At 44.6% G+C, this 23,711-nt stretch carries 19 protein-coding genes and 2 tRNA genes; 12 read left to right on the top strand and 9 right to left on the bottom strand.

From position 1 onward, the window contains the following. Nucleotides 1-17: 17 nt before the first annotated feature. Nucleotides 18-611, bottom strand: a complete 594-nt coding sequence (locus AC58CZ_RS01840) for a TetR/AcrR family transcriptional regulator (RefSeq protein WP_058023770.1) — start codon at nucleotides 609-611, stop codon at nucleotides 18-20. A gap of 1 nt (nucleotide 612) precedes the next feature. Then, nucleotides 613-957 carry a DMT family transporter gene (locus AC58CZ_RS01835; protein ID WP_075107501.1) on the bottom strand — a complete coding sequence of 115 codons (345 nt, stop codon included), beginning with the start codon at nucleotides 955-957 and terminating at the stop codon, nucleotides 613-615. 492 nt (nucleotides 958-1,449) lie between these two features. Between AC58CZ_RS01835 and AC58CZ_RS01830 the strand changes: the two genes are divergently transcribed. From AC58CZ_RS01830 to AC58CZ_RS01820, 3 genes are all read left to right on the top strand, one after another. Then, nucleotides 1,450-1,525: transfer RNA gene (locus AC58CZ_RS01830), tRNA-Asn, on the top strand. A gap of 190 nt (nucleotides 1,526-1,715) precedes the next feature. After that, nucleotides 1,716-2,048, top strand: a complete 333-nt coding sequence (locus AC58CZ_RS01825) for a CopG family transcriptional regulator (RefSeq protein ID WP_071002054.1) — start codon at nucleotides 1,716-1,718, stop codon at nucleotides 2,046-2,048. 352 nt (nucleotides 2,049-2,400) lie between these two features. Then, nucleotides 2,401-3,132 (top strand): hypothetical protein, encoded by a 732-nt coding sequence (locus tag AC58CZ_RS01820; RefSeq protein WP_494223503.1) that lies wholly within the window; start codon nucleotides 2,401-2,403, stop codon nucleotides 3,130-3,132. A gap of 115 nt (nucleotides 3,133-3,247) precedes the next feature. Here the strand turns inward: AC58CZ_RS01820 and AC58CZ_RS01815 are convergent. The 3 genes from AC58CZ_RS01815 to AC58CZ_RS01805 all read right to left on the bottom strand — a co-directional run bounded on the left by AC58CZ_RS01815 (nucleotide 3,248) and on the right by AC58CZ_RS01805 (nucleotide 6,644). Beyond that, nucleotides 3,248-3,338, bottom strand: a tRNA-Ser gene (locus AC58CZ_RS01815). 92 nt (nucleotides 3,339-3,430) lie between these two features. Then, a complete protein-coding gene (locus tag AC58CZ_RS01810; RefSeq protein WP_494223504.1) occupies nucleotides 3,431-4,579 on the bottom strand; it encodes a glyceraldehyde 3-phosphate dehydrogenase NAD-binding domain-containing protein in 1,149 nt (382 codons plus the stop codon). A 127-nt stretch (nucleotides 4,580-4,706) separates the two neighbouring features. Next, nucleotides 4,707-6,644: an AAA family ATPase gene (locus AC58CZ_RS01805; RefSeq protein ID WP_494223505.1), complete on the bottom strand. Its 1,938-nt coding sequence runs from the start codon at nucleotides 6,642-6,644 to the stop codon at nucleotides 4,707-4,709. Nucleotides 6,645-7,151: 507 nt separating this feature from the next. On the opposite strand from AC58CZ_RS01805, the gene exaC reads away from it, so the two are divergent. The 8 genes from exaC (at nucleotide 7,152) to AC58CZ_RS01765 (ending at nucleotide 17,115) form a co-directional block, all read left to right on the top strand. Next, nucleotides 7,152-8,678 (top strand): acetaldehyde dehydrogenase ExaC, encoded by a 1,527-nt coding sequence (exaC, locus tag AC58CZ_RS01800; RefSeq protein WP_075107498.1) that lies wholly within the window; start codon nucleotides 7,152-7,154, stop codon nucleotides 8,676-8,678. 236 nt (nucleotides 8,679-8,914) lie between these two features. After that, a complete protein-coding gene (gene adhP / locus AC58CZ_RS01795; protein ID WP_494223506.1) occupies nucleotides 8,915-9,943 on the top strand; it encodes an alcohol dehydrogenase AdhP in 1,029 nt (342 codons plus the stop codon). A 200-nt stretch (nucleotides 9,944-10,143) separates the two neighbouring features. Further along, complete coding sequence (locus AC58CZ_RS01790; protein ID WP_494223507.1) at nucleotides 10,144-10,470, top strand: DUF779 domain-containing protein; 327 nt, start codon at nucleotides 10,144-10,146, stop codon at nucleotides 10,468-10,470. 623 nt (nucleotides 10,471-11,093) lie between these two features. Beyond that, a complete protein-coding gene (locus AC58CZ_RS01785; protein ID WP_494223508.1) occupies nucleotides 11,094-12,734 on the top strand; it encodes an ABC transporter substrate-binding protein in 1,641 nt (546 codons plus the stop codon). Nucleotides 12,735-12,991: 257 nt separating this feature from the next. After that, nucleotides 12,992-14,008, top strand: coding sequence for an ABC transporter permease (locus AC58CZ_RS01780; protein ID WP_058023778.1), 1,017 nt, complete (start codon nucleotides 12,992-12,994; stop codon nucleotides 14,006-14,008). A gap of 149 nt (nucleotides 14,009-14,157) precedes the next feature. Continuing rightward, nucleotides 14,158-15,072 (top strand): ABC transporter permease, encoded by a 915-nt coding sequence (locus tag AC58CZ_RS01775; protein ID WP_058023779.1) that lies wholly within the window; start codon nucleotides 14,158-14,160, stop codon nucleotides 15,070-15,072. A 1-nt stretch (nucleotide 15,073) separates the two neighbouring features. Further along, entirely contained in the window at nucleotides 15,074-16,147 is a 1,074-nt protein-coding gene (locus AC58CZ_RS01770; RefSeq protein WP_494223509.1) for an oligopeptide/dipeptide ABC transporter ATP-binding protein, read from the top strand. Next, a complete protein-coding gene (locus tag AC58CZ_RS01765) occupies nucleotides 16,144-17,115 on the top strand; it encodes a peptide ABC transporter ATP-binding protein (RefSeq protein WP_102092272.1) in 972 nt (323 codons plus the stop codon). Before AC58CZ_RS01770 ends, AC58CZ_RS01765 begins: the two co-directional genes overlap by 4 nt. A 12-nt stretch (nucleotides 17,116-17,127) precedes the next feature. On the opposite strand, the gene AC58CZ_RS01760 is transcribed toward AC58CZ_RS01765, so the two are convergent. The 4 genes from AC58CZ_RS01760 to serS form a co-directional block, all read right to left on the bottom strand. After that, the gene (locus tag AC58CZ_RS01760) at nucleotides 17,128-18,108 is read right to left on the bottom strand and encodes an NERD domain-containing protein (protein ID WP_494223510.1); all 981 of its coding nucleotides are present in this window, start codon (nucleotides 18,106-18,108) and stop codon (nucleotides 17,128-17,130) included. Between the two features lie 120 nt (nucleotides 18,109-18,228). After that, nucleotides 18,229-18,735: a hypothetical protein gene (locus tag AC58CZ_RS01755; RefSeq protein ID WP_494223511.1), complete on the bottom strand. Its 507-nt coding sequence runs from the start codon at nucleotides 18,733-18,735 to the stop codon at nucleotides 18,229-18,231. A gap of 238 nt (nucleotides 18,736-18,973) precedes the next feature. After that, entirely contained in the window at nucleotides 18,974-20,971 is a 1,998-nt protein-coding gene (gene tkt / locus AC58CZ_RS01750) for a transketolase (protein ID WP_494223512.1), read from the bottom strand. A 295-nt stretch (nucleotides 20,972-21,266) separates the two neighbouring features. Continuing rightward, nucleotides 21,267-22,553: a serine--tRNA ligase gene (gene serS, locus AC58CZ_RS01745; protein ID WP_494223513.1), complete on the bottom strand. Its 1,287-nt coding sequence runs from the start codon at nucleotides 22,551-22,553 to the stop codon at nucleotides 21,267-21,269. A gap of 486 nt (nucleotides 22,554-23,039) precedes the next feature. Here serS and AC58CZ_RS01740 point away from each other — a divergent pair, with 486 nt between their 5' ends. Further along, entirely contained in the window at nucleotides 23,040-23,699 is a 660-nt protein-coding gene (locus tag AC58CZ_RS01740) for a YcxB family protein (RefSeq protein WP_058025884.1), read from the top strand. Nucleotides 23,700-23,711: the final 12 nt, after the last annotated feature.

Below are 23,711 nucleotides of genomic sequence, written 5' to 3'. Positions count from 1 at the left end.
GTTAGCAATCCGGATATTTATTGACCCGAACGATTGTCAAAGTCAGGTTGCGTCATTTTTATCAATCGATCATGTAGCGATTTTTTATCTGATATGTTGATACCTGAAAAGTCGGAGAGCCAAATTCCATCAGCGACTAGACGAGCCATACATAGGGTTTCAGTATCGTCAGTGGCGGCATGTTTTTCTAACTGCGTGTTAGCCCATTTGGCCCACAGCTCACGTAGCTCACTATCACCTAGCATCAATACATATAAGGTGGCTTGGTTGTCGTATTCTTCTTGCGCTTTTTCGCCCAGACTGATGGTGGCATCGATATAAGCACGGGTAAAAGCGCCATGACTCACAGGATCTTTTGCCATAGCGGCCTCGACTTCTGCCTCAAATTTCGCCATTGCATCATCGAACACTTCAAGCACAAGGGCATTTTTTGTTGCAAAATGATGCATCACACCGCCCTTTGTCACGCCTGCCGCATCAGCGACTGCCTGAAACGTCACTTTAGATAGCCCTTGCTCAAGCGTGATACGTGCTGCTTGATCGAGCAGAGCACGGCGAACCACTTCTGGCTGTTTTTTACGCTTATAAGGATTTTCTATTTCTACACTCATATCAATGCACCACAGAATTAGACAATAAATTCATTACAACGACACCGCCAACGATCATGGCGATGCCAACCACTGCTGCCGTATCAAGGGTTTGCTTAAATAGCACCAAGCCTGCAAGCGATGTGAGCACAATGCCCAACCCGCCCCATAACGCATAAGCAATGCCTAGCGGTATCACCTTGAGTGTCTGTGCCAATAAATAAAATGAGAGCGCATACAGCGCCCCCATCATCAGCGTCGGCCCTAAACGGGTAAACTGCTCTGATTTCACCAAAAATGTCGTCCCTACCACCTCACATATAATGGCAATGGTTAGGTAACCGTAGGCAATCGTAGTAGAACTCATCTTTTGCGCACCGCCTTTATTTAAGCAACTGCTAATAAAACATAGCAAAGAAACCACATGGTCGGTATTTTATAGATTTCTGTTACCAATGTGAAGGGCTGTCTTGCAACTTTATTGTGTCAAAGCATGTCGTAATGGCTTTTATTTCAAGATAGAACTGTTTTTATTACCTGCTTTGCCTTACGATCTAAATACTCGCGTGCGCTTTTTGCGCATTCTTCTACGTAACGTCTTTTATTTTTATAAGCGTACGTATCATTGTGAGCAAATCGGCCTATTTACGCCCCTATTGAACGAGCAGAGGCGCTGAAACGTCCTATCTGATAAGGGATAAACGCCTATTTATAATAATTGCGATAATATTTATAATTTATCTCAGAATAAGGTTGACAGCCTTTAACGACTTGGCTAAAATGTGCCCCACATAACGCGAACAAGCCAAGTAATGACTGTTTTATAAAGCTTGAAACACTTGCAGTTATGACAGCTTATTCTCCAATAGCTCAGTTGGTAGAGCAACGGACTGTTAATCCGTGTGTCCCTGGTTCGAGCCCAGGTTGGAGAGCCATATACTAAAAACCTTCATCACTATTTGATGAAGGTTTTTTTATTGTTGCCGTTTTCATATTGACTGATCATAATATTCGCATGGCAGCGGTGTTCTTTTTGGCATTTTTGTTGTATGGTAAGATTAGTTTTGATTGGGTTCGTTTTTGTTTGAGTGTTTTACCCCTACTCACTAAAAATAATGGTTTATTATGATACCTGCACGTGTAAAAAATAAGTTCTCTGATCATCCGCAAAAAATCATGCGCCCGATCAGTATTCGGTTGTCTGAAGAAATGATTGCCCTATTAGAAACAACCAGCTCAGAATTGGGTTTTAAGCGCATTCAAGGGCTTATCCGTCTTTATATTCGTCAAGGACTCGATCGTGACCATCAAGATTATACGCTCGCTCATGACGAAGTATTTATTGAGACGTTACGTAAGCGCGGTGTGAGCCAGCGCATCATCGATGAGGCAATCGTTGTGACCCATAACAACAATATCTCTCACTCTTTATCTGAATTGCAAGACAGCGATCAATAATATCCTTCATCAGTCGTATTAATCATAACGATCTGGCTGAGATTGACTGAGACTCTAAAACGTTGTCACTATTTTTATCAAAAAGACCAAGTCTGCTCACGCAAGCTTGGTCTTTTTTGTGGCTATTATAAAGGTGAGATTGCAATTTATAGATTAACCTTGCTCTCTGAACTCTTTTTTGCCTCATACCGACACGCATTTACTCTTTGACCTTATCGTACGTTTGCGATTGTGGTTAGCGATAACTAAACAAAACCTGTTCCCAAACACGGTATATTAAGAAAATAGTCGCAATGATTGGGGTGCATCCTCAATTTCAATATGAGGATAAAAATGTATAAGGAGAGGTACGATGATGGGGTTACAGCAGCATTTTTATAAAACGTTGTGTCTGACTATGGCAGTCGCCATGCTAGCGATAGCACCGGGTTGCTCGTCGCCGCAAACGGATCCAGACCAAAAAACCATACCGACTGACTCTGATCAATGGCAAAAAAAACTGGGACAGACTTTTGAGCAATTACCTGCCGACGATCAGCAGCTACTCAGTCGATATATGCTACGCATGAAGCTTAGCGATGCGTATGAATCGGGCGCCATGCCGCGCACCACTATCAAGCAGGCTCTCATACAACAGCGTGAGTACGAGCGGCGGCATCCTAATAATCCAACAGGCAAGAAAAGTCCTATTGTGACAGGTCAAACAGCAAATGCGACGGCACAGACGTATCCTGTCGCTCTCCTACCGATTAAGACCAGTGATAGCGATAGCTTAAACCAAGTCAAAATGCAGTTTATGCTATCCAACCATGGAGACGTTGCAATACAAAGTTTTCAAGGCACACTAACCATGAAAGACGCCAACCTGAAACAAGGCAAAGACTTCAATGTTCCTCTCATACAATTTGATCCAGCCATCGAGCCAGAACAATCTGGCAAGATCATCATCGAGAGTAGTATTGAAGACATCAATGTCATGCGCGCCATTAAAAACACGAAGGATATGACGATCGAGATTAAAGAAGGCACACTTGTATTGACAGATGATCAAAGCATTGAGTTTGGCAATTCATTAGCTAAATAGTGGGACTGCGCATCATTTGATCTTTTATGAGGTTTATAGAGCCTGTCGTCCAGTATTTATAAAATACACCATAAAAAAAAGCCCCAATCAGTAATGATTGGGGCTTTTTAGCATTTGGCGGAGACGGAGAGATTCGAACTCTCGAAGGGCTATGAACCCTTGCCGGTTTTCAAGACCGGTGCATTCAACCGCTCTGCCACGTCTCCATTGGTGCATCATTATATAGATATCCTTTTATAATGCAAGCCCCTAATCTAAAAAAATTCAATTAATTTGCAAATACCTTTGAATCACTGGTTTATCGCTTGCTTGAGGCCAGATGCAGGCACATATCGAGCAGTCTGTTGGCATAACCCCATTCATTATCGTACCACGCAAAAACCTTGTACTGCTCGCCTACTTGCATGAGCTGCTGACCATCTATGATAAGCGACTCAGTTTGATGAATAAAATCACTAGAGACCAACGGCTCATCCGTATAAGCCATGATGTCACATAAATGCGTCTGACTGGCAGATTGAAGGGCGTCACGGATAGCATCAACGCTGACCTCTGGCGTATCAAATACAAAGGTCACATCAATCGCTGCCACATCGATGGTGGGCACCCGTATTGAATGTCCATTTATTTTGCCCGCCATCGCTGGCAATACCCGCTCCGTCGCAGCAATACTACTCGAGGTCGTTGGGATAATATTGTAGCCAGAAGCACGCGCCCGTCTGGGATCTCGATGCGCTTGATCGAGCACCGTCTGATCGGCGGTAACCGCATGAATCTCTGTCATCATAGCGGACTTGACGCCGAACGCTTTATCCAATGTGTCAATCAGCGGCACCAGTGCCTGCGTGGTACAAGAAACGCTGGAGATAATCGGTAAATCAAGCATGAGCGCATCTGTATTGACCCCCATAACGATACAAGCATCCACATCATCGAATGGCGCTGCACCGATGATCACCTGCTGTGCGCCTGCATGGATGTGCAGCATCGCTTGCTCATACGAGCGAAAGTGACCGGTGCACTCTAGTACCACATCGACCCCTAGCGACTGCCAAGGTAGGTTTTGTGGATTGGGTTCTGAGAGCATATTGATGCAATAGGTCAGAGTGTTTTTGGTGAGACAGAGCTGAGTTTTATGCTCATTATCAGCCCCGCTCTCGATAATATCAGCACTGACACCCAAGCGGCTTAAGCGACCATGCGTGCTATCAAATTTTAATAAATGCAACAAAATATCTGCTGGTGCCAAGTCATTAATCGCGACTACATGGATTGCACGTCCTAATACTTCAAAGCGCTCTAGCAAGGCGCGCAGTACATTGCGCCCGATACGACCAAAACCATTGATAGCCACTCTCAATGGCTGTGAGTGCTCACCAGTGGTACGATACGTCGCCGCTATCGGGTCAGAGGTCAATTGATAAGTGGCGCTAGAAAAATCAGGCATAAAAGATATCGCTATAAAGGGATATAAAGAATGGGCGTCGTCGCTTTAGACACGCTCTAACAGTTGGTTCAATATTAGTTGTTCAAAAAACCGACAGTATCGTAAAAATCTATCTTGTCATAAAAAATTACGGCGTGATAAAAATCAATGCCAAACGAATGGTATTGTAATCGATGCTTTGTTTAAGATGATCGAATATCGGACGCAGTTTGATACTGCCATCATCATTGAAGTCGTTTGGATTGTTGGCGACTTTGATGGCGACATAAGCGTTGCCAACCGCTGTCATGACCTCATCCTCTGGACGTAGATGATCGCAGGCAAGGCTTGGATCTTGTGATTTTAGCTCGCCGATGTGGCGCATGATGGTGGACTGTGATAGTTGACGCGCTTGTGAGATTTCCGCAATAGTCAAGCTCTCTTCTAATAGCACTCTGGTTGCAAGCAAAGTGCTCTCTGATTTGTCAGAGACTTGATTGCCTAATTTCTGTTTTTTATCGATTTGCGCTTGTTGCTGTTCGCGGCGCTTTTTTTGCAGCGCGGCATAGGCGTCAATCACGGATTGACTGAGCGTACCACCTGACTTTAAAACAAACTTCTCATGCGCCTGCTGCATACTTTCTTCATCCAGCATCGCATAGTTGGCATCAGCCTCTTCAGACAGGACCAAAAACCGCTTGTCTGCGCCGCGTGCCAGTGGATCAAGTTGCAAGCTCATGTCATTCATACCCAGTAGCTGCAATCCTGCCAGCGATTTGAGACGTGATAAGGCCACATAACCTTGTCCCAACTCAAAGGTACGCGATAAATCAATCTCAGCGGCATCGAGGGTCATGCCTTGCGACTTATGAATGGTGATCGCCCATGCCAGACACAGTGGTACTTGTAAGTAACTTGCTAGCACCTCACCCGTCTCATCTTCGATGATCCACTCCTCAGGCTCAGCGATGACTTCTCGTCCTGAATTAAGCCGCACGACAGGCATTTTCTGGGTCGTTGGTTTCTTCGACTTTGGCTTTTCTTTGTCTTTTTTAGCAGCGGACTTCTTAGCTTTTGCCGTTTTTTTGCCAGCAGCTTCCTCATCAATGTCATCGCTGCTATCGTCTTCGATTAACGCGTCACTACTTTCCTTATCCTCTATTTTGACCGCAGCAAAACCAATCAGCTCACCCATCGTCCCGTTGGACACCCCAAGCTCGGCATTGTTTTTGATAAACATGACCTTGGCGCCCACCTTGAGAACCAACTCGTCTTGAGTACGTACGGTCTTTTTTAAGGTTTCAACCAGCTTACTATCGCCCGTGGTTGTGGCTTCAAAACGCATCATCTCGCCGTCTAACAGTGCCAGCTCCTTGTCATTAATCTTATTGACATTGAGATTGTGCGTGTACAGGCGAGTACGCTTGATATCGACGCTTTGATCGTAAGTATTCTCTAAAGCGGCAATCGCCTCAAAGGTCACTTCCTGACGACGGATTTGGTTGAGAATATCATCTAAGTCTAAACCGCCATTTGCCGCTTCGCTAACCTGTCGATGCTGCTCTGACAGATAGCAAATATGAAATTTGGCATCGAGCCACGCCTCAGACATAAAGGCGAACTTTTCACGATTGCTCTCGCCCTTGCTACCGATGGGCGGCAGCTGAAAAAAGTCCCCTGCGACAACGACTTGTATACCACCAAAAGCTTTGTTATTTTTGCGGACATGCTTGAGGACTTGGCTGACCAAATTGAGCTGCTTGGCATGTAGCATTGATATCTCATCGATAACCAATACCGCTGTATCTTTCAACCTGTCTGCTAAGAACTGCTTGCGTGATAAATTTGTCAAATCTCGATCAGACAGCTCATCCTTGATACCGATGCCTGACCAGCTATGTATCGTCGTGCCGTTCATGTGCGTTGCGGCAATACCGGTACTGGCCGTCACCGCAACAGGTACCCGGCGAGCGCGTAGATAATCGATGTATTGATTGAGCGTATAGGTCTTACCTGAGCCTGCTGAGCCCGTTAAAAAGACATTTTGACCTGTTTTTAAGATATCAAGAGCAGAAGATTGACGCATAGATTCAAACCAGCCAGTAATGTGAAAAAAGAGAATAATAAAACCATCATCATAATGGAAAAAAACGCAACATTTGCCTAAAACCACCTAAAATTTGCGGGCTGTGCAACCTTGAGGTATCGACAATAAAATAAACAATTGTCAATATAATATAGATAAAAAATGCTTTATTTTTTATAAATGCAAAAAATCAATAGCTTATCTTTTAATTTTGTCCGTAAAGTATCTGCTTTGATCATAAATACCAAGCCTATGCATTCTAGGCTTTACAGCAATAAAATCATGGCCATTAAAGCAAACTTCCTGTTATGTGTTAACTCATCAGTCATTATAAAATTTTAGTATGATTATCAGCAGAAGCCGAGTAGTATGGAACGTGTACAGAGAGCAATTGATGTTAATCAATCACAACATCAACTGATATTGTTTTGCGATAACAGATATTAGGATAGATAAAATTGCGCTTGTATTATCCGATAAAACAAACAACACAACAAGGAGTGTTTCATGCTGTATGCAAATCCCAATACGGAAGGTAGCCCTGTTCAGTTCCGCGAAAAATACGATAACTTTATTAATGGTGAGTGGACCGCTCCTATCGATGGAGAGTATTTTGATAACACAAGCCCCATCGATGGTAAAACTATTTGCCAAGTCGCCCGCTCAAAACCTGCCGATATTGAAAAAGCACTAGATGCCGCACATGCTGCCAAAGATGCTTGGGGTAAGACCAGTGTTACTGAACGTGCCAACTTGTTACTCAAAATAGCTGACAGCATGGAAGCCAACCTAGAAGCGATTGCGATTGCCGAATGTTACGAAAACGGCAAGCCTGTTCGTGAGACACTCGCAGCCGACATCCCTCTAGCCATTGATCACTTCCGTTATTTTGCCAGCGCCATTCGCGCACAAGAAGGCGGTATCAGTCAGATTGACGAAGACACTGTGGCTTATCATTTTCATGAGCCACTTGGTGTCGTCGGTCAAATCATTCCTTGGAACTTTCCTATCCTAATGGCCGTATGGAAGCTAGCACCTGCCCTTGCTGCTGGTAACTGTGTCGTTCTAAAGCCAGCCGAACAAACGCCAGTTTCTATTCTGTTCATGTTAGAGACCATCGGCATCGCTGATATCTTGCCAAAAGGCGTGCTAAACGTCGTCAATGGCTTTGGTGTCGAAGCGGGTAAACCACTTGCGTCAAACCCTCGTATCAATAAAGTTGCCTTTACAGGTGAGACCACGACTGGCCGCCTCATTATGCAGTACGCGAGCGAAAACATCATTCCAGTGACGTTAGAGCTTGGTGGCAAAAGCCCTAACATCTTCTTTGCCGATGTTATGGATGAGGACGATGACTTCTTGGACAAAGCGGTCGAAGGTCTAGTCATGTTCGCGCTGAACCAAGGTGAAATCTGCACCTGTCCATCGCGGGCACTCGTTCATGAGAGCATCTATGATGAGTTCATCAAACGCTGTATCGCCCGTGTCGAAGCCATCAAAATGGGTAACCCATTAGATACCGACACCATGATTGGCGCGCAAGCCAGCTCAGATCAATTAGAGAAAATTCTATCTTATCTTGATATCGGTAAAAAAGAAGGCGCAAAAGTGCTCGTCGGCGGAGAGCAAGCTAAGCACGATGGCGACTTGACAGACGGTTACTACGTCAAACCAACTATCTTTGAGGGCACCAACGACATGCGCGTGTTCCAAGAAGAAATCTTTGGACCTGTCCTTGCCGTGACTACTTTTAAAGACGATGACGAAGCCATGCAGATTGCCAATGACACCTTGTATGGTTTAGGCGCGGGCGTATGGACACGTAGTGTACACAAGGCATATCGCTTCGGACGTGGTATCCAAGCAGGCCGCGTATGGACCAACTGCTATCATATTTATCCATCACATTCGGCGTTCGGTGGTTACAAACAATCTGGTATCGGACGTGAAAACCATTTAATGATGCTCGACCACTATCAGCAAACCAAAAACATGCTGGTGTCGTACAGCCCTAAAAAAATGGGCTTCTTCTAAACCATCATTTCTAATCATGGAGCGGGTTATCACAAGTGTTACATAGCCCGCTCGCTACAACGATCTAAATAAAAAACTGAGACGAATTTTTATATCCTCTCATGCGCTTAGGCGCGCAGCAGGAAAAATTTGTAGCAGTCTTGCGTTCAAAATACGGTGTTTGCATATTTTGAATGCAATATCGCAACAACTTTTTATATCAACATTTATCAATCACCCATAAAAGAGAGCTTATTATGACTAACAAAATGAAAGCCGCTGTATTACATGAGTTCGGTCAAGACTTAAAAATCGAAGAAGTCGACATTCCAACTGCAGGTGCTGGGCAAATAGTTGTCAAAATGCACGCCTCAGGCGTCTGTCATACTGATTTACATGCGGTTGAGGGGGACTGGCCTGTTAAGCCAAGCCCACCATTTATCCCAGGCCATGAAGGTGTTGGCGTGATCACGGCGGTCGGTGACGGCGTAACTCATCTCAAAGCAGGTGACCGCGTTGGTGTGCCATGGCTATACTCTGCTTGTGGTCACTGTACGCATTGCTTGGGTGGCTGGGAAACCTTATGTAAAAAGCAAGAAAACTCTGGTTACTCAGTGAACGGTAGCTTTGCAGAATACGTCCTTGCAGATGCCGACTATGTTGGCATTATTCCTGAGAGTGTCGACTCCATTGAGATTGCCCCTGTTTTATGTGCGGGCGTCACGGTATATAAAGGACTTAAAATGACCGACACCAAGCCAGGCGACTGGGTTGTTATTTCAGGTATCGGCGGCCTTGGTCACATGGCTGTACAATATGCCATTGCCATGGGGCTCAATGTTGCTGCTGTTGATATTGATGACGAAAAACTTGAATTCGCCAAAAAGCTGGGGGCAACAGTGACGGTAAATGCCAAAAATACAGACCCAGGCGAGTTGCTACAAGAAAAAATCGGTGGCGCTCATGGCGTGTTAGTCACTGCAGTATCATCAAAAGCTTTTGATCAAGCCTTAACCATGTTACGTCGCGGTGGTACTTTAGTATGTAACGGGCTCCCCACTGGCGACTTCCCGGTGTCAATCTTTGATACTGTACTCAATGGTATCACTATACGCGGCTCTATCGTTGGCACACGTCTTGACTTACAAGAGTCGCTAGATATGGCAGCGGCTGGCAAAGTCAAAGCGACCGTCAAAGCTGAGCCGTTAGAGAACATCAATGATATTTTTGAGCGGATGCGTAATGGCAAAATCGAAGGTCGTATCGTCATCGACTATAATCAATAACGGATAGTAAAATGACAGTGTTATAAGCTTATTACATAGTTATTCCAACTGTCAATTATCAGCCGAAGGTCGTATCTTTTTAGTCATATGCCAGTTGTGATGTGTCTGAAGATGATGCGACCTTTTTGATTTGACTGTGGCATACTGATACTAGAGAGCAATTATATAAACCATGGATGGGCCATAAGAAGGAGTACGATATGAAACTGGCAGCAACAGAGTCGTGTAAGGCGTTGATTGAGCTACTAAAGTCCAAGCATGGAAAGCTGATGTTTCATCAGTCAGGTGGCTGCTGTGATGGTAGCTCGCCGATGTGCTATCCATTAGGAGAGTTTAAAGTAGGCGATCAGGATGTGCTGGTTGGTGAGCTTGTTGGCTGTCCATTTTATATGGGACGCGCACAATACAATCTATGGCAGCATACCGATTTGACCATTGATGTCGTCAATGGTCGCGGTGCGAGTTTTTCGTTAGAAATCCCTGAAGGCAAACGCTTTATCGTACGCTCAGAAATCTGCACGATATAAGCACGTTTGACGCAAAACTAGGTAGCATTTATCTTAAATAATGTACCCCATATGACAGTCTTAGCTTGTCCTATGATATTGGGGAAAACTGGATGATTTAATAAAAACAAATCATAGCAGCACCTAATAACCACAGCATCTAATAGCTACCGCACCAAATAGTCAGCAGCTGCTCAATAATCCACTGATTTTTACAAATCATTGTCATTTATACGTTTGTCTATCATCACATCAATAAAAATATTTGTATCCGAAAAGTAACTAATTTATTAATACACATGTATATTAATAACTTTTTATTATGAATTTTACTGTCGAAATTCGTAAAAGTTACCTTTTTTGGGTGTATTAGCTCTCTAAAATAATAGAAATCGTCTTTTTTATTAAATTATTTCAAAGATTTCTTGCATTATCGCTATTTATGAGAGTATATTCAAACGACTTATTTATAACGATATGTTCTACATTATATAAATTAAATCTTTCTCAACTTTATATATGTATCTTTTTGTAAAGAATATATCTTCAAAATAAATATACCAAAAGCAGTTGAAAGTTTGCTAATTCCTCAGACAGGCATAGCAATTTATAAGCAACTACCTATCATTACATGGGACGTAATAATGCAAAAATCATTCTTTAAACTGACGCTGTTGGCCACGCTTATCTTGGGTGTAAGCGCCTGTAGCGGCGACAACAAAACCACTGATGAATCTGCTGTCAGCTCAGACGCCAAAGCCGCCAAGACCTTGCTTTATTGTTCAGAAGGCAGCCCAGCTGGTTTCGATCCCGCACAGTACACCGCCGGCACCGATTTTGATGCGAGTGCTTATCCTATCTATAACGGTTTGGTACAGTTTAAAAGAGATGGGACTGAAATTCAGCCAGGACTCGCTGAAAGCTGGGATATTAGCGAAGATGGTAAGACCTATACCTTTAATCTTCGAAAAGGCGTCAAGTTCGGTAAAACCGATTATTTCACACCAAGTCGCGATTTCAACGCAGACGATCTGATTTTTACATTAAAACGTCTCACCAACCCAGACTTTGAATTTAACAAAGCTTACCCTGCAGAATTCCCCTATTCAGTTGGCATGGGATTACCTGATATTATTTCTAACATTGAAAAAGTTGACGATTACACGGTAAAAGTCACGCTTAACGAAGTCAATGCCCCATTTTTACAAAACCTAGCGATGCCATTTGCTTATATCAATTCTGCTGAATATGCAGATCAGTTGATGGCCTCTGGTAATGAGCCTGATATCAATAACAAACCTGTTGGTACTGGGCCTTTCGTCTTTACGTCCTATCAAAAAGACGCGCAAATCCGTTATACCAAAAACCCAGACTATTGGGACAAAGACAACATCTACATCGACAACCTTGTGTTTGTTATTACTAAAGACTCAGCCGTTCGCGCCCAAAAGGTACAAGCGGGTGAATGTCATGTGTCCGCTTATCCAAAGCCTGCCGAAATTGAATCGGTCAAAAAATCTGGTAAAGCCACCGTTCTTGATCAACCAGGTTTTAACGTCGGTTATGTGGGCTACAACGTTGAAAAGCCGAAGCTAAGTGATCTTAAAGTACGTCAAGCATTGGATATGGCGATCAATAAAGACGCGATCATCAATGCTGTCTATCAAAGCGAAGGTCTCAAGGCAACCAACCCAATGCCGCCTACGCAGTGGGGCTACGACGACTCTTTAAAAGATGCACCTTATGATGTTGAAAAAGCCAAAGCGCTGATTAAAGAAGCTGGCGCGGACAATATGAACATCGACTTATGGTACATGCCTGTTCAACGTCCATATAACCCTAATGCCAAACTCATGGCTGAAATGCTCCAAGCAGATTGGGCGAAGATTGGCGTCAATGCCAAACTGGTTACTTATGAGTGGGGCGAATACCTAAAACGCGCGGCAAAAGGCGAGCCTGATGTGATCTTGGCAGGTTGGACGGGTGATAATGGTGATCCAGATAACTGGTTGGGCTCATTACTGTCTTGTGACGCGGTCGGTGGTAATAACTACTCACGTTGGTGTAATAAAGACTTTGATAATTTGGTCATGAAAGGACGTCAGGTCACTAATCAAGATGAGCGTGTGGATGACTATGTACAAGCTCAGCAGATCTTCAAAGAGCAGCTTCCTTGGACGACTATGGCGCATTCGGTAGTCACCGTATTCACTGCACCAAACGTTGTGGATTTCAAAATCAGTCCACTTGGTGCTGTACGCTTCGATGGCGTGAAAGTTGAATAGCCTTAGCTAATTACGTCCGGTACGACATGCACTATTATTTGATTTGTATTCGGCTGGCTCAGAATCTCTGTTCCAGCCGTATTTATATGAGTTGATTGCTTTTTGACTCACATACTTTTCATTTGAGCACCTTTCACTTGAGTACTTTTGATTTAAGTGCTTTTGATTTAAGTGCTTGGTCATTTAAGGGCATGGTCACGGACGACCTCATTCATTGCTACTACTCCACCCATTGAATCACAACTATTGAGCAGCCCATGCTACTTTATATTCTGCGCCGTATCGCCATTCTTATTCCTGTCTATCTTGGCCTCACGCTATCGACTTTTACTCTGATCCGTCTCGTACCAGGCGATGCAGTCGAGATCATGATGGGTGAGCGTATGGTGGATCCAGAGCTACATGCTCGCGCCCTAGAAAGACTGGGATTAGACAAACCCCTTATCGTTCAATACTGGGATTACTTGACGGGTATATTGACGGGTGACTTTGGTCAATCCTTTCGTACTCGCTCTCCTGTGTTACAAGACTTTTTTGCGCACTTCGTTCCAACCTTAGAGTTGGCGCTATGTGCGATTGTCATTGCTAGTGTGATTGGTGTGAGCTTGGGTATCTTTGCCGCACTACGCCGTGGTACTTGGATTGACTATACTCTGATGTCAGGGGCGCTAGCAGGATACTCGATGCCGATCTACTTACTAGGCCCTATTCTGACAGGTATATTCGCTCACTATCTTGGCCTTTTACCCGTTGCTGGTGTGATCTCTGTCGCACAGTTCTTGGATGTCCATCCCTTGTACGGCTCATGGTTGCTTGGCTCTCTCACCTCAGGGGAACCGGGCGCTTTTTGGAATGTGGTCAAACACTTTATCTTGCCATCGATTGCCTTATCGACCATTCCACTCGCGATGATCGCGCGGATGACACGCTCTGCGATGCTGGAAGTGTTGGATGAAGACTATGTGCGTACGGCTCGCGCCAAGGGCTTATCGCCACGCCGCGTGATCATGGTACACGTGATGCGTAACGCGCTAATCACTGTCGTCACTGTGGTTGGCTTACAAATGGCAACCTTGCTTGCAGGCGCGATTATTACCGAGACTATCTTTAGCTGGCCGGGTGTTGGTAATTGGCTTCTCGATGGTTTTTTTACTCGTGATTACCCCATTGTGCAAAACGGTATTTTGTTGGTCGCCACTGCCTTGATTTTGGTAAGTTTATTTATTGATATTTTGTATGGTCTGATCAATCCGCGTATTCGACATACCTCTTAATGTTGCAATGTTGCAATGTCACATTGATAAATACTTATATTATAAATAGTGATGATTGGCGCTGAAGTGATGTTTTAGCAATGCTTAGTACTTTTTTAGGAACAAAATTCTAAAAAATATCACTGCGCTAGCCACTATAGGAACTGCTCATGAAGCCTTCTGTTCTCCCCTCTGATGTCAATCTGATGGCTGCTACTCCGCCATCGTCTTGGCAACTATTTTTATCGACCTTTTGCCGAAACAAGGGCGCGGTGTTGGGTTTTATTATTCTCATGCTAATGGTTATTGTTGCCATACTCGCGCCCGCAATTGCCCCCCATGACCCTTACGAGTTGTTTACGGGTCAAGAGCAGCTGCCGCCAGCCTTTTTAAGTGGTGGTGATGCGATGTTTTGGCTAGGCACGGATGATGCTGGACGAGATACCTTGTCTCGGGTGATGTATGGCGCGCGTTACTCTCTGTTTATCGGTCTGAGCGCGACGACCCTTGCGATGCTAGTCGGTATTTCACTAGGACTTAGTGCCGCATTTTGGCCCAAAGTTTGGGGCAAAGCGGTCATGCTGGTCAATGATATTTTGATGTCATACCCCAGCTTACTACTAGCGATTATCATTGCCGCTATCTTAGGGCCCTCTATGACCAATACGATTATTACGATTGCACTGGTCTGTACGCCGCCTTTTATTCGTCTGACTCGCGCCACCGCGATGGTGGAGTTGCAACGTGAGTACTTTATCGCCTCGCAAGTGATGGGTGCTGGTGTGCTGCGTTTATTATTTATCACGATTCTACCCAACTGCATGGCACCGCTCATCGTACAAGCAACGATGATTTTTTCCTCTGCTATTTTAGAAGCGGGTGCGATTGGTTTCTTAGGCTTTGGGGTACAGCCACCTGATGCTGAATGGGGCGCGATGCTCGGTACGGCTCGTCAATACATTCAAAGTAACGTTTGGCTCGCTATTTGGCCAGGTGTCGCTATCTTCTTGGCTGCATTGTCGATTAACTTGACGGGTGATGGCCTGCGTGACGCGCTCGATCCCAAATTAAAGCAGGTGACCTAAGATGACTGAACCTTTAATTAAAACGCCTACCGCTCATACTTCTATGAATGGTGCATCAACAACAGACGCGCCGCTGTTATTGGACATCGAAAATCTGTCGGTCACTTTTGGTCAAGGAAAGCGTGCCTTTCGCGCTGTCGATGATGTGTCATTAAAAATCACACAAGGTGAAGTCATCGCTGTCGTTGGTGAATCCGGCTCAGGTAAGTCAGTCACGATGATGGCGCTAATGGGGCTACTGCCGCCGTCTGCCACCGTCCGCGCCAAGCGAGTGATGTTTGATAATAAAGATATGCTTAGTATGCCTGCCAAAGAAAAACGCGGCATTATTGGCAAAGACATCTCCATGATCTTTCAAAATGCGATGTCTTGTCTCAATCCAAGCTTTACCGTTGAGATGCAGTTGGGTGAAGTACTGCGTAAGCATCTTGGTTTGCGCGGTGCAGCAGTACAGGCACGCATATTAGAGCTGTTAGAGTTGGTCGAAATGCCTGACGCCAAAAACCGACTCAAAGTGTATCCACATCAACTCTCAGGCGGTATGAGCCAGCGCGTTATGATTGCGATGGCGCTTGCGTGTGAACCAAAACTGCTCATCGCAGACGAGCCAACGACCGCACTTGATGTCACCGTACAAGCGCAGATTATGGATTTGCTGGGTCGTCTACAACGTGAAAAACAAATGGCGATGGTACTGATCACCCATGATTTGGGCCTTGTTGCACAAAACTCGCGTGATGTCGCGGTCATGTATGCTGGACAAGTGGTTGAAACCAGTACCGTGCCAGAGGTTTTTCAACATCCTGCACATCCTTACACAGAGGCGCTATTACAAGCCATTCCTGAGCTGGCTATCGGACAAGATCGATTGAACAGCTTGCCTGGGGTCGTACCAAGTCAATATGATCGCCCAAGCGGGTGCTTATTATCTCCTCGCTGCCCATATAAAGAGCCTGCTTGTGACGTGCCGCCGCCTATTTTGGACACACCAAATGGCAAGGTGCGCTGCATTTATGCCGATCCTACTGCTCGCACCCCCATCTCTCACGCTGCTATTTTGGAGTCACAAGTATGAGTAATAAAGTGGTTTTAAAAGCAGACAATCTACATAAGCACTATCCGGTATCACAAGGATTGGGCAAACCAAAAGCGCACGTCAAAGCGCTGAACGGTATCTCTTTTGAGCTTGAGGCTGGCAAGACATTGGCAGTCGTTGGTGAATCAGGCTGCGGCAAATCTACCCTTGCCCGCCAGCTGACACTCATCGAGCAGCCGACGCAGGGCGAGCTTTTTATCAACGACGAAGCCACCACTGGCTATAGTAGAAAGGCGCTCAAAGACTTACGTACCGAAATTCAAATGGTCTTCCAAAACCCTTATGGTAGCTTGAATCCGCGTCATACTATCGCCTATCAATTGACAGAGCCGTTGAATATTCATACCAACCTGTCGAAAGAAGAAAAGCGTGACAAAATCAACGAGATGATGAGAAACGTGGGTCTACGTCCTGAACATGCTGGGCGTTTTCCACATATGTTTTCGGGTGGTCAGCGCCAGCGGATTGCCCTCGCCCGCGCGATGATGCTCAATCCTAAAATCGTCGTCGCTGATGAGCCGACCTCTGCACTTGATGTGTCGATTCAAGCGCAAGTCTTAAATCTGTTTATGGATTTGCAGGATGAGTATCGTACTGCCTACGTCTTTATCTCGCACAACTTGTCAGTCGTACGTCATGTCGCTGATGATGTGATGGTCATGTACTTAGGTCAAGCGGTCGAGCACGGGCCCAAAGAAGCCATTTATAATGCGCCAAAGCATCCTTATACCATCGCATTACTGGCGGCTGCACCCACAGTAAATGGCCAAAAGAAAGATTTGACGCTACAAGGTGAGCTACCAAGCCCGCTTAATCCGCCAAGCGGGTGCGCTCTACATAAACGCTGTCCATATGCGACCTCGCAGTGCAGCGAAATCGAGCCACAACTGCGCGAATGGGATGGTCGATTGGTGGCTTGCCTGCGTTTGGAAGAGATATATGGTTAAGATGACTAACGGCTAAGTAATACTCACTACGCCGCGACATTTAGGAAACTGCGCGCACCCATAAAAGGACTGTCCTTGGCGTGCGCCATTTTTTGCCACACGTTTGACCATCTCGCCGTTGCATCTTGGGCAGGTTGGCGCTTGATCGATATTAGCGTCATGGTCTGTCGCTTTAAGTATCTCAGGTTCTTCCACCTGTGGCTCAGATTCTACAATCTCAAACGGCGTCATAAACAGTTTATTAGCCATATCATGCGGTTTGATTATTTGCTGAGTATTTAGACTATCAATTGGTAATGCGGTAGATTCAACCTCAGTTTGACCAGACCATCCATGTACTTCCCTACTTTTTAGAGGAGTTCTTCTTACAGTTTCTTTAACTATTGGTTCAAGTGTAGGATTCTCAGTATTCTTACTTGGGTTGCTATGCTTATCTTTTAGATAAGCTTTATGCTGCCGATTGGTGCGCCAAGACTTACTAAATCTATTGCTATTAATTTGCTCAACGATAGATGAAACCTCGTCTTCAGTGAGTAGCTTATCTTGTTTTTTCTTTACATACGAGACCATACCACTCGTCAATACATGCTCGGGCAACTCATCGCGGGTTTTTAACTCGCACTCACCGATAAAAGCAATCATCGAATGGAAGTAGCTCAGCTCCAAGCCTAATAAATCTGCGAGCGTCTTAATATGTAAGTAGTTTTGACGTAGCGGATTTTGGAATTTGAATTTATTTCCATTTTGGAAAACTTGTGTCCACTGCTTTTGCTTCTCGCTACCGTATATCCAACCTTTGTAGTTTTTGGTTTCAATGACAAAGATGCCGTATACAGAGACGATGACGTGATCGATTTGCGTACTACCACCATTGGTTAATGGCAAAGTGACATTGTTTAGCCGGTGATAGATGTCTTTTTCAAGCTTTAGCCACATGGCGACATTGATGACAGTTTCACCTAGGAAGCCTTTGAAGGAGGATTTTAGGGACATGGTTTTTCTTTCGATACGTAGATAGAAGTCGTAGGGAGTATATATGCAATGAATAGAATAAATAAAAAAAAATTACATTCAATTTTTGTAGCGCAAACTGAATCATTCGCAGATTAAAAATTAGGTATATTCTGGTATACATTTTTTTATATTACTATAAAAACTATCATAAATATTTTCAAAATCTTCTTGTTTTTTTTCAAGTCTGTCTAGATTTTTTTCATTAGAATTCATCTCATAAAGTCTCTGAGCGACACATAAATCCAATCCTATTTGTAGAAAAACCTTACACTCATCTTCAAGTTCAGAAAAATATAGTATTGTTAATATCTCAATTTTTCCACCTTCTTTGGAAAAATTACTAAGATCGAAGCTTTTACTATCTTTACCCTGAAAACGCTTAGCTTCGTTCTCTTTTACAAGCGTAGCAAAATCTGCAAGCCTGAAACATAGTTCCTCAAACTTCTCTCTGAGGAAAGCTCTACGCTCTTTTTTTCGGTCAAAGTATTGAGTAATAAAAATACCGCACAAGCCCAAGAATCCAATAATAAAGGCTGCTATCACTCCTTCACTTAGACCTATTTGTTGCAACCATGTTGTATGTGTTGTTATCTCGTTCTTTTCCATATGTCTCATCCAAATTTCAGCATCATAAAATCAGAAACTACAATCCTTGATAATTGCTATACTTTAAAACCAAATAAAAGTTTATTTAAACCAAAAAAATAAATGGTGCCGTATTTTATTGAAGCTATTATACTAGTAAGCAAGTATTGAAAATAACTACTAAAAACAACTATATACAAAAAAAGCCACTAGATTTCTCTAGTAGCTCTTTTTTTAAATACTAACTCAGTTAGGTCTATTACACCAAACTATTTACCGCTTCAACCACAGCATCAGTCGTGATACCAAACTCTTTATACAAGTCGCTAGCTGGAGCAGATTCGCCATAAGTGGTCATACCGATGACTTTGCCATCTAGACCAACGAACTTATACCAGTAGTCCACATGCGCGGCTTCTACTGCGACGCGAGCACGGATATTGGCGGGCAATACCGCTTCGCGATAGCTCGCCTCTTGCTCAACGAAGACTTCAGCACATGGCATAGACACCACACGGACGCCAATACCATTTGCGCTCAACGCCTCATACGCTTCCATCGCTAGGCCAACTTCTGAACCGGTTGCGATAATGATGGCTTGTAGCTCGCCTTGTTCTTTTGCCAGTACATAACCACCTCTGGTGATGTTCGCGACTTGCTCGCTGTCACGTGCTTGATGTGGCAAGCTTTGACGGCTAAAGATCAATGCTGATGGGTTATTTTCTGATTTGATTGCTTCTACCCAAGCGCTTGCAGATTCGGTAGCATCACAAGGACGCCATGTACGTAGGTTTGGCGTGGTACGTAGGCTGGTCAATTGCTCAACTGGCTGATGCGTCGGGCCATCTTCACCCAGACCGATAGAGTCATGGGTATAGACATGGATGACGCGCTGCTTCATCAGTGCGCCCATGCGTACCGCGTTACGTGCGTATTCCATAAACATCAGGAACGTCGCTACGTAAGGGATAAAGCCGCCGTGCAATGCAATGCCATTGGCAATCGCGGTCATACCGAACTCACGTACGCCATAATAGATGTAGTTGCCGTCAGCGTCTTTCTCGATGCCTTTAGCGCCTTTGAATAACGTGAGGTTTGAGCCCGCTAAATCTGCTGAGCCGCCTAGTAGTTCTGGCAGTAATGGCTGCAAGCTGTTGATCGCATTTTGGCTGGCTTTACGACTAGCAACATCACCGCCCGCTTCTTGCGTTTGCTGAATGTACGCTTTCGCTTGGCTAGCAAAGTCAGCAGGCAACTCGCCATTTAGACGACGTGATAGTTCTGCTGCAAGCTCTGGATAGGCTTTTTTATATGCTTCAAAGTCAGCATCCCAGTTCTTTTGCTGCACGTCGCCTTTGACTTTGGCATCCCACGCTTCATAGATTTCATCATCTAATTCAAATGGGGCATGTTTCCAAGACAGCGCATCACGCGTTAAGGCAATTTCATCATCACCAAGTGGCGCACCATGACTGGCCGCAAGGCCTTGTTTGTTTGGGCTACCAGCACCGATAGTCGTTTTGCAAATAATTAGGCTTGGCTTAGCAGTTTCTGCAATTGCTTGCTCAGTTGCTTGCGTGATCGCATCAGTATCATGACCATCGACTTTGATCACTTGCCAGCCGTACGACTCAAAGCGAGCTTCGGTATCATCAGTGAACCAACCTTCAACATTACCATCGATTGAGATGCCATTGTCATCATAGAAGAATACCAATTTGCCAAGACCTAATGTGCCAGCGAGCGAGCACACTTCATGACTGATACCTTCCATCAAGCAGCCATCGCCTAAGAACGCATAGGTATGATGATCAACGATATTATGACCGTCGCGGTTGAACTGCGCTGCGAGTGTCTTCTCTGCAATCGCAAAACCAACAGCATTGGCAATACCTTGTCCTAGCGGACCAGTCGTCGTCTCGACACCAGGGGTGTAACCAAGTTCAGGGTGCCCTGGGGTTTTTGAATGTAGTTGGCGAAAGCCTTTTAGGTCATCAACGCTGACATCATAGCCCGATAAATGTAGCAATGAATAAATAAGCATCGAGCCATGACCGTTTGACAGTACAAAGCGGTCACGGTTGTGCCAATTAGGATCAGCTGGATTGTGCTTCAAAAATTTGCGCCACAAAACTTCGGCAATATCAGCCATACCCATTGGCGCACCCGGATGTCCAGAGTTGGCTTTTTGAACCGCGTCAAACGACAGTACACGGATGGCATTGGCTAGTTTACGTTCGCTAATTGGAGCTGGCATAGAGTGTCCTAATATTCGAATGAGTCGTATAAAGATAAGAGGAGAGTTTACTCAGAGGATGATCCACCAAAAACGCGGCGTGCGTCCTCAGTGGATAGGCTATAAAATAAAAATGCAATATTAACATATTTGCTATGAGCCTAGCCAAAAATGCGGTGACAATACCGTTTCTATTTAGCAATGACTCACATCAGTTTTGTTAAACGATAGACAGTTATAGATTTTAATTTAAGCTATCAGTAACAAGCTGCAAGTGATCTAAGTGACAAGCAGCTCATTACTTATAGTCCATTTATTAAACTGAAATAGTCTCAGCACCGCCCATAAATGGACGCAATACTTCTGGAATCGTAATGCTACCATCAGCGTTTTGATGATTTTCCATCACTGCTAGTAGCGTACGACCAACCGCCAATCCTGAACCGTTCAAAGTATGAGCTAAGCTGGTTTGCTTGCCATCTTTGACACGCGTACCCATACGGCGCGCTTGGAAATCGCCACAGTTAGAGCAGCTAGAGATTTCGCGGTAGGTATCTTGGCTTGGTAGCCATACTTCGATGTCATAGGTCTTTTGTGCGGCAAAACCCATATCACCCGTACATAGCTGTACCGTGCGGTATGGCAACTCAAGCTGCTGCAAGATATATTCGGCCTGCCCTGTCATTGCCTCTAGCAAGTCATCAGACTGATCACTGGTGCCAACATTGACCATTTCCACTTTTTCAAACTGATGCTGGCGGATCAGTCCACGTGTATCACGACCGTGCGAGCCCGCTTCACTACGGAAACATGGCGTATGCGCGGTGAATTTTAGCGGTAGCTCTTTGATATCCAAACGCTCTCCGCGTACCAAGTTGGTCATTGGCACTTCTGCTGTTGGAATCAGATAAAAATCCATCTCATCGTTATTCGTGTGATTGCTTAGCTTAAACAAATCCTCTTCAAACTTAGGCAACTGACCCGTCCCTTTTAGACTATCGCTATTGACAATATAAGGCACATAGGTCTCAAGATAGCCGTATTTCATGGTATGGGTGTTGAGCATAAACTGGATCAGTGCACGATGCAGCTGCGCCAATTGGCCTTTTAGCACGTTAAAACGGCTGCCTGTCAGTTTGGTTGCGGCCTCAAAGTCGAGCATGCCAAGCGTCTCACCGATATGCGTGTGATCTTGAATCTCAAAATCAAACGTACGCGGCGTGCCCCACTTACGCACTTCTACGTTATCGTTTTCTGACGTACCGACTGGTACATCTGCCGCTGGAATATTTGGGATCTGTAGCGCCGCTTGAGTGATGCGCTCTTGCAGAGTACGTAGCTCGTCTTCAGCAGCTTTGATCTCACCGCTAACGCTTTGCATCTCAGCCAATAGCTCACTGGCATCTTCGCCTGATTTTTTGAGAGCGCCGACTTGCTTAGCACCAGCGTTACGGCGCGATTGCAACTCTTCTGTTTTGACTTGCAATGACTTACGCTCGGATTCAATCGACTGCCAAAACTCCATATCAAGCGTGTAGCCGCGAGTGGCCAGTTGTTGCTGTAAATCGCTCAAATCGCCGCGTAAGAGTTTTGGATCAATCATAATCGTTGCCTGTAACACTAAGAGTGAATAAGAAGTTAAAACATTATTAATATAATTATTGGTCAGCTTATACTTATTGCAAAGCTTCATAACTCAATAACTACCTTGCCATGCTGCCATATTTTTTATCAAACTATATGGGTGCCGCTATCATACCAAGACCCAGCAGATTTGACCATGCTTTGAGCTTTTTTGAGCGCTTTTAGCGTGATTTTGGGCTACTACTTTCATTATTCATAGCCAGTCATACTTACCCGAAATGCATATCCTATATGTTCAACTTACTTTAATAAGGATCATCTACCTTTATTAAAGCCATTAATATCGCCGCTATCAGTGAACAGATCCGCTTATATGTTTCATTTAAGAGTACTTTTCGGTAAGATAAGCGCATACCTTTATTTACCTACAGCCAAGTAGTACATCATGACTTGGCTTTGGCGATGTAAACCCAACACTTTTAATATAAGCATCTGAGAAACCTTTATGGCCCTGTATCCTTACACGCTCCAACCTGTCGCCTTAAACCTAACTGAAGCTGAATTCCTTCAAGCCCAATATGAACTGTTTGCCAGTGCCAGCCCCTCTTTTGGTCTGTCAAGCTTTAAGACCAAAGAATGGATCATTATGGCTGTGGTTGTGGTACTCGCTATTGCAGGACTGATCTTTGTAACAGGCTACTCAACCATCATTTTTTGGTTGATGCTCGTTGGTGTGGTGATTTATCTATTGGCGCGTACTTTAGGCTTTAGATGGTATGTAAAAAGAGAGTTTGAAAAACAAATTGCTGATCAAGAGATGCCAGATGAAATGCGTCAAATGAAGCTTGGTGTACAAAAACATGGTCTGGTCATGGCAATGCCAAGCAACCAGCCTGAGATGATGAAAAACTCGCAAATGCGCGGTATGCAAATGCGTGCAGGTGCGACCCAGCAAGCGGTTATTCCGTGGACTGCTATCAAGAGCTGGGACGAGACTGACGACTATATCTTTATGATGTTTGAGATGAAAGGCCAGCAAGGTAGCCAAATTCTTCCGAAACGTTTGCAAGCGCAAAAATTCCCTATCGATACGGTACGTCAACATCTACAAGAAGTGGTTCCGGTTAAAGGCTTAAATCCTGAAAACTTGCAGCCGCCAGCATAATGGCTATTAGCT

This window comes from Psychrobacter sp. CR212 (assembly GCF_059693765.1).
Note: the sequence above shows the minus strand (reverse complement) of the source record. Positions and strands in the feature narration are given on the sequence as shown.

What these genes read in the sequence shown, in the direction of transcription:
- AC58CZ_RS01760 (WP_494223510.1), bottom strand. Translation starts at nt 18,108, where the DNA reads ATGTCCCTAAAATCCTCCTTCAAAGGCTTCCTAGGTGAAACTGTCATC.
- serS (WP_494223513.1), bottom strand. Translation starts at nt 22,553, where the DNA reads ATGATTGATCCAAAACTCTTACGCGGCGATTTGAGCGATTTACAGCAA.
- adhP (WP_494223506.1), top strand. Translation starts at nt 8,915, where the DNA reads ATGACTAACAAAATGAAAGCCGCTGTATTACATGAGTTCGGTCAAGAC.
- tkt (WP_494223512.1), bottom strand. Translation starts at nt 20,971, where the DNA reads ATGCCAGCTCCAATTAGCGAACGTAAACTAGCCAATGCCATCCGTGTA.
- AC58CZ_RS01835 (WP_075107501.1), bottom strand. Translation starts at nt 957, where the DNA reads ATGAGTTCTACTACGATTGCCTACGGTTACCTAACCATTGCCATTATA.
- AC58CZ_RS01810 (WP_494223504.1), bottom strand. Translation starts at nt 4,579, where the DNA reads ATGCCTGATTTTTCTAGCGCCACTTATCAATTGACCTCTGACCCGATA.
- AC58CZ_RS01785 (WP_494223508.1), top strand. Translation starts at nt 11,094, where the DNA reads ATGCAAAAATCATTCTTTAAACTGACGCTGTTGGCCACGCTTATCTTG.
- AC58CZ_RS01775 (WP_058023779.1), top strand. Translation starts at nt 14,158, where the DNA reads ATGAAGCCTTCTGTTCTCCCCTCTGATGTCAATCTGATGGCTGCTACT.
- AC58CZ_RS01820 (WP_494223503.1), top strand. Translation starts at nt 2,401, where the DNA reads ATGATGGGGTTACAGCAGCATTTTTATAAAACGTTGTGTCTGACTATG.
- AC58CZ_RS01765 (WP_102092272.1), top strand. Translation starts at nt 16,144, where the DNA reads ATGAGTAATAAAGTGGTTTTAAAAGCAGACAATCTACATAAGCACTAT.
- AC58CZ_RS01825 (WP_071002054.1), top strand. Translation starts at nt 1,716, where the DNA reads ATGATACCTGCACGTGTAAAAAATAAGTTCTCTGATCATCCGCAAAAA.
- AC58CZ_RS01770 (WP_494223509.1), top strand. Translation starts at nt 15,074, where the DNA reads ATGACTGAACCTTTAATTAAAACGCCTACCGCTCATACTTCTATGAAT.
- AC58CZ_RS01790 (WP_494223507.1), top strand. Translation starts at nt 10,144, where the DNA reads ATGAAACTGGCAGCAACAGAGTCGTGTAAGGCGTTGATTGAGCTACTA.
- exaC (WP_075107498.1), top strand. Translation starts at nt 7,152, where the DNA reads ATGCTGTATGCAAATCCCAATACGGAAGGTAGCCCTGTTCAGTTCCGC.
- AC58CZ_RS01755 (WP_494223511.1), bottom strand. Translation starts at nt 18,735, where the DNA reads ATGGAAAAGAACGAGATAACAACACATACAACATGGTTGCAACAAATA.
- AC58CZ_RS01740 (WP_058025884.1), top strand. Translation starts at nt 23,040, where the DNA reads ATGGCCCTGTATCCTTACACGCTCCAACCTGTCGCCTTAAACCTAACT.
- AC58CZ_RS01805 (WP_494223505.1), bottom strand. Translation starts at nt 6,644, where the DNA reads ATGCGTCAATCTTCTGCTCTTGATATCTTAAAAACAGGTCAAAATGTC.
- AC58CZ_RS01780 (WP_058023778.1), top strand. Translation starts at nt 12,992, where the DNA reads ATGCTACTTTATATTCTGCGCCGTATCGCCATTCTTATTCCTGTCTAT.
- AC58CZ_RS01840 (WP_058023770.1), bottom strand. Translation starts at nt 611, where the DNA reads ATGAGTGTAGAAATAGAAAATCCTTATAAGCGTAAAAAACAGCCAGAA.